The organism is Rhizobium sp. P2_G2 (genome assembly GCF_056403555.1).
The window spans coordinates 1-4,090 of record NZ_JBFUFF010000218.1 but is presented as its reverse complement, the minus strand read 5'-3'; the positions used below and the strand labels follow the sequence as shown (position 1 = coordinate 4,090).

Sequence of the window (4,090 nt, the reverse complement as noted above, 5' to 3'; positions counted from 1 at the left end):
GCCGTCGGCTGCGGGCACGTTCATTCGCCGCCCAACAGACGGAAGCTGCCCTCAGCTGCGCAGTCCTCAATCACATGCTGGCCTGCGCACGCCCGAAATCCGTCCGGTGTAGAAAAGCTACCGCATAGCCGCGGCATCGGAGACCGAATTCCGCTCGCAATACGACCGATGCACCAGCGCCAAAGCCAGGATAAAACGAGCATGCGAACTTTATCCTCAGCAAAGCGATCGCCGCGAGCCAAACATCAAAACGCGGACAAAAGTCCGCACCGAAGCTTCTGCGGCATCTCTTTGTTTTCACGTGACCTTTTCTGCACCTTCCGCAACGAGGACATTCTGAAACGGCCGAGTTTGACATAAGGGGGATAAAACGGCATCGGTTTGCAGATCCTGCCGGCGGGCCACTTGTCAACCCATTAGTGGGAGAATACTCGCCGATGCCGGCCAGTTCAAACGTAGTGCGCAACATGATCCCTGATTGGCAGCGTGACAGTTGCTGCTGGTTGTCGCCAGGTTCGTGCTAGAGGGACGACCATGCCGATACGCACGCCCGGCTCACGAATTTGAGCACGTCATCTGGAGTGAACTGACGAGTTCCTGGACCATCACCTGCATCGCCTGACTAAGCTGGCGTCCTTTACGCCAGAAAACCACATAGTGATAAACCGCCGTCGGCTCGAATGGCCGGGTGTCCAACCCAAACGCCTCGTATTCCGCTGCAATCACGTTGTTGGTTATGGATATTCCGATGCCGGCGGCGACATATCCAGCGTCGTGACCGTTCGCATCGAACTCGACAGCCAAGTCAGGCGCGACGCCGGCATACCGCAGAGCGTTGATGTTCATCTGATGCGCAGAATACTGTGGCTCGATGTCGATGATCGCCTCGGCGGCGATGTCCTGCGGCGTCACCACGTTCTTGCTGCCGAGCTTATGACCTTTCACGAACAGGCAAACGTTTCTTGCCGTGCAGGCCGGCACCCAATCAAACGCCTTTTCCTCCAGTGGCAAACGGGAAACGCCGATATCGGCACGACCGTTGAGAACATGCTCTCCGATTTCCCGGTAAGTCCCGGACTTCACCTGGAAAGTACAGAGATTTCCGCGCTGGCGAACGGCCTTTATCGCTTTTGGAATGGCACGAAGACTGAAGACGCTCGGCGCCGCCAAACCAATCGTTTTAGTCTCGCTTCCCTGCAATGAGGTCAGCGAATCTTCGATCTTATCGACGCCCTGGAGAGCACCGTCGACGCTGCGCAACACGTCCCATGCACGCTCCGTCGGAGCGAATTGATTGTTGCTGCGGGTAAAGAGGGTGAATCCGATCTCTGTTTCGAGCTGCTTGATGTGCTGGCTGACGGCCGGCTGACTGATATGAAGAATTTTGGCGGCGGATCGCTCTGAGCCGGCTCGGAGAACCTCACGAAACACTTGCAGCTGACGCAGTCTGCCGCCGCTCGCAGTTTTTCGGACCATTTATCACCCCGGCCATATTCATCACTGGATGCGCCGTGAGCCACGCCATCTCGACCACTAAGACCCTATAAGCAGCGCTTATCGACAACATTTGCAGCTTATAAATTGACGCAGCAAAGTCAAAGTATATTTTCGGAAAAAGAAGCGAATTACCACAGATTATTCGCTTTTTCTACATGCTACCGTCGGTAGCGCTTAAGTACAATAATCATCGCAATCCGATTTGCGCGAGTATTTATCCACTCGACATAACAACGAAACTGAAAGCGTGACTACGTGTCCGGATTTTTCTTACAATTTCTGCTTGGTCTGAAGGTCACCGTTGTCGTCTCGCTGGCGAGTGGTGTGCTGGGGACCGCGCTTGGACTGATCGTCGCTACGATAAAGCTTTCCCGATTTCGGCTGCCTTCACTTATCGCCCAAGGCTACACGACGATTGTTCGCGGGCTGCCGGAGCTGCTGGTCATCCTTGTGATCTATTTCGGCGGGACCGCCGCGATCACCGCAGTGTTTGGCCGTTACGTGGAGATCAGCCCGTTCGCCGCGGGCGTGGTTGCGTTGACGATCGTCTTCGGCGCCTATTCGGCCGAGATATTCCGCGGCGCGATCGCCAGCATACCAGCTGGCCAACGCGAAGCTGCTGCATCTCTTGGCCTTTCGTCGTGGCAGGCGTGGCTCCTGGTGATTGTACCGCAGATGATGCGTGTCGCCCTCCCCGGCTTTTGCAATCTCTGGGTCTCGCTCCTGAAGGACACGTCCCTGATTTCCGTCGTCGGCCTCACCGACATCATGCGGGTTGCATTTATCGGTGCCGGCTCGATGCGCGCACCGCTTGTTTTTTATCTCGCAGCTTCGGCCCTTTATCTCCTGCTGACGAGCCTGTCGCTTTTGTCGTTTCGGCTGGTGCAGCAGCGGCTTGCGATACCCGGTCACTGAAGGGGTTAAGACGTGGATTTTCAGCTGATATTCGAAAGTTTGGGCGTTCTCGCCGGCGGCGTCCTGCTAACGCTCGGCCTGACCCTACTGTCTCTGGCAATCGGCTTCACGGTGTCGGTTCCATTGGGCTTCGTCAGGGCGTCTTCAAATCGCGTTTCCTCCGGAGCTGTCCTTACATACACCTATGCTTTTCGCGGCACGCCGCTGCTTGTCCAGTTGTTTTTGGTTTATTACGGGCTCAGTCAGCTAGAGATCGTCCGAAACAGCATCGCGTGGCCTCTGCTGCGCGAACCGTTTTGGTGCGCGCTACTCACCTTTTCATTGAACAGCGCCGCTTACACGACGGAGCTGTTCTGTGGCGGCATTCAGGCCGTGCCACGCGGGATCATCGAAGCCGCCAAGGCGCTCGGTCTGTCACCGTTCATGCAAAAACGCCTGATCATCTTTCCCCTGGCTTTCCGAACCGTGCTTCCATCGTACGCAAACGAAGTCATCGGCATGCTGAAGGCAAGCTCGGTCGCCAGTACCATAACGCTTCTCGAAATCACGGGGCGCGCGCGCCAGCTCGTTTCGGAGACGTTCGCGCCCTACGAGGTCTTTTTCGCGGCGGCCGTGCTCTACCTCCTTTTGACCCTCATCGTGACCAAGCTCTTTCAGATCCTGGAAGCGCACTTCGGACGCTCAAGTCCGACGAAGACCCATCAGCGACCCACGTCCAAGTCGCGGCATCGAAGGCAATCAGAACCGGCCTTGATCGCAATAGCGGAAACGCGCGGTCAAAGCCGTTGAAATCATTCATCGCAAAACTCGGGAGATCATCCAATGAATAGACTGGCCTTCGCCTTCTTTCTTACGGTTTTCACGATTGCTCCGATCGTGACAGATGCTGCAAGCGTTCGGGAGATCACAATCGCGACGGAGGGTGCCTCGCCTCCCTGGGATTCAATCAACGGACACGGCGAGCTCGTCGGCTACGACATCGACGTCGGAAACGAGCTCTGCCGCCGTATACAGATCAAGTGTACCTTCGTCGCTCAGGACTGGGATGGGCTGATCCCTGCCCTCACCGTCGGCAAATTCGATGCCATCATGTCCGGGATGTCGATCACCGAAAAACGCAAGAAATCGATCGCGTTCTCAATTCCCTATGGCGGCGGCTTCAACCAGTTGGCCATGCGCAAAGACCTTGGCCTTCCAGCGACCGACATACGCGCCAAGGTCAATCTCTCGAACGTGGGCGCCGAACAGCAGGCAATACTCGACCAACTCCGCACGGTGCTTGCTGGCAAAAACCTCGGCGTGCTGCGATCCTCGAACTCAGAAGCGGTGGTCAATCAGCTTTTTGGAAGCATCGCCAACATCCGCAGCTACGACACACAGGAGAACCTCCACCTCGATCTCGCCGCCGGTCGGATTGACGGCGGACTTGCCGATTATTTTACCTGGAAGACGTTTCTTGACAGCAAGGATGGGGAGGTGGCCGCTTTCTACGGTCCGGAGCTGTCCGGTGGTCTGTGGGGACCAGGCGTCGGAATCGGCATGCGCAAAGGTGACGAACAGCTTGCTGAGGCGTTCAATCAGGCAATTGGTAGCAGTATCAAAGATGGAACGCTCAAACGGCTCAGCATCAAATGGTTCGGTATAGACGTTTCGCCATCACAGGCGCCCTGAAGCGAAA

The 4,090-nt window shown here is 56.4% G+C and carries 4 protein-coding genes and 1 pseudogene; 4 read left to right on the top strand and 1 reads right to left on the bottom strand.

Features of this window, described 5'->3' with window-relative positions:
- Positions 1-128, top strand: a pseudogene (locus AC1D06_RS42065) (IS5/IS1182 family transposase); the annotation flags it as partial.
- 427 nt (positions 129-555) lie between these two features.
- Here the strand turns inward: AC1D06_RS42065 and AC1D06_RS42060 are convergent.
- Positions 556-1,476 (bottom strand): LysR family transcriptional regulator, encoded by a 921-nt coding sequence (locus tag AC1D06_RS42060; RefSeq protein ID WP_477991450.1) that lies wholly within the window; start codon positions 1,474-1,476, stop codon positions 556-558.
- A 276-nt stretch (positions 1,477-1,752) separates the two neighbouring features.
- Between AC1D06_RS42060 and AC1D06_RS42055 the strand changes: the two genes are divergently transcribed.
- Genes AC1D06_RS42055 through AC1D06_RS42045 form a run of 3 tightly spaced genes read left to right on the top strand, consistent with a single transcriptional unit; the run spans position 1,753 to position 4,083 of the window.
- A complete protein-coding gene (locus AC1D06_RS42055) occupies positions 1,753-2,412 on the top strand; it encodes an ABC transporter permease (RefSeq protein WP_477991449.1) in 660 nt (219 codons plus the stop codon).
- 12 nt (positions 2,413-2,424) lie between these two features.
- A complete protein-coding gene (locus AC1D06_RS42050; protein ID WP_477991447.1) occupies positions 2,425-3,201 on the top strand; it encodes an ABC transporter permease in 777 nt (258 codons plus the stop codon).
- A gap of 33 nt (positions 3,202-3,234) precedes the next feature.
- Positions 3,235-4,083: a transporter substrate-binding domain-containing protein gene (locus tag AC1D06_RS42045; protein ID WP_477991445.1), complete on the top strand. Its 849-nt coding sequence runs from the start codon at positions 3,235-3,237 to the stop codon at positions 4,081-4,083.
- The last annotated feature ends 7 nt before the right edge of the window (positions 4,084-4,090 follow it).

What these genes read in the sequence shown, in the direction of transcription:
- AC1D06_RS42045 (WP_477991445.1), top strand. Translation starts at nt 3,235, where the DNA reads ATGAATAGACTGGCCTTCGCCTTCTTTCTTACGGTTTTCACGATTGCT.
- AC1D06_RS42060 (WP_477991450.1), bottom strand. Translation starts at nt 1,476, where the DNA reads ATGGTCCGAAAAACTGCGAGCGGCGGCAGACTGCGTCAGCTGCAAGTG.